Below are 1,535 nucleotides of genomic sequence, written 5' to 3'. Positions count from 1 at the left end.
TATATTAAGGAATATTGGATAATTTAACGTTGTCGTGATAATCCGGTATATATTGTTTATACCGGATTTTTCATGAGAAATTATTTAACTGGTTTATGAAAAAATTTATTCCCCTGGTTGAAAACGTGATTAAAGTCGGTTATTTTTTTAAATATATTATCTGATTAACCTATTCAATATTCTTATTTGCCTTTTTTACGGGGTATATAAGCATTAATAAAACCAATGCTTTTTATTATTTTCACTGATAGATTTATGATAGGCAGGTTTTAAACTGTTATTAAAAGTTATTTTTTAAACTAATACTGTTAATCGGTGTAAAGTTTTAACCGTCATTTTACCCTTTTTAACCCCTGTTTTTTGTTAAGTTTAATCATCACCGTATTATGTTTAATGAACGCTAATCATATCCATTTTTTATTTTTACTGACGTTGTTAAATAACTGGTGAGAAAAAACTTTAATACTCATCTACTTGGATAATATCCTTTTACGTGCAGATTTCTTTTCAATTCACTATTAATGGTTAATGATTTACGATTAAATGCGATTAATTTCCCTTTGGAAATTCTTATTTATTGCGTTAAATTTGTTTTGATATAAGATTTTAATACGGCGGTGTTCGCGTTTTTAAATTATTATAACAGGTTAGGTAAATATAAAATAAGTGGAATATAGAATCATTGATGAATAAATTAAACAAGGAAGAGTAAATAAAGTGAACTCTGCTATGCGTTTTATTATTGGCAGGATTTAACCTGTGATTAAAATTCATGTTTTTAACTGATGGTGTTAATCGGTATAAAATTTTTACCGTCGTTTTTATCACTTTTAACCTCTGTTTTTTGTTAAGTTTAATCATCACCATATTATGTTTAATGAACGCAAATCATATCCACTTTTTATCTTTACTGACGTTGTTAAATAACCGGCGAGAAAATGCTTTAATACTCATTTGTTCGGATAATATCCTTTTACGTGCTAATTTCTTTTCAACTCGCTATTAGCGGTTAATGATTTTCGATTAAATGCCATTAATTCTCCTTTTGAAAATCGGCATTTATTGCGTTTTAATCCGCCCTGATATAAGAGATTTAATACTTCGGCATTCACGCTTTTAAATGATTATAGTAGGTTAGGTAAAGGTAAAATAAGTGGAATATAGAATCACTGATAAATAAATTAAACAGGACAGGGTAAACAAAATGAATCCTGCCATGAGTTTTATGATGAGTAGGATTTAATCTGTGATTAAAAGTCATTTTTTTAACTGATGGTATTCATCGGTATAAAGTTTTAACCTCTGTTTTTTGTTAAGTTTAATCACCATCGGATTACGCTTAACGAACGCTAATTATATCTACTTTTTATCTTTACTGACGTTGTTAAATAACTGGCGAGAAAACACTTTAATACTCATCTACTTACCCCAGACGGGTATGCCATCGCCTGTCCATTGACGCTGTTGCCTGACGTGATGCGGGTACTGGCCCGATGCTGAAACCGCAACAACTCTTTCTGGTGCGAGAGCCTGTC

The organism is Photorhabdus viridis, assembly GCF_040256935.1.
GTDB lineage: Bacteria > Pseudomonadota > Gammaproteobacteria > Enterobacterales > Enterobacteriaceae > Photorhabdus > Photorhabdus viridis.
Note: the sequence above shows the minus strand (reverse complement) of the source record.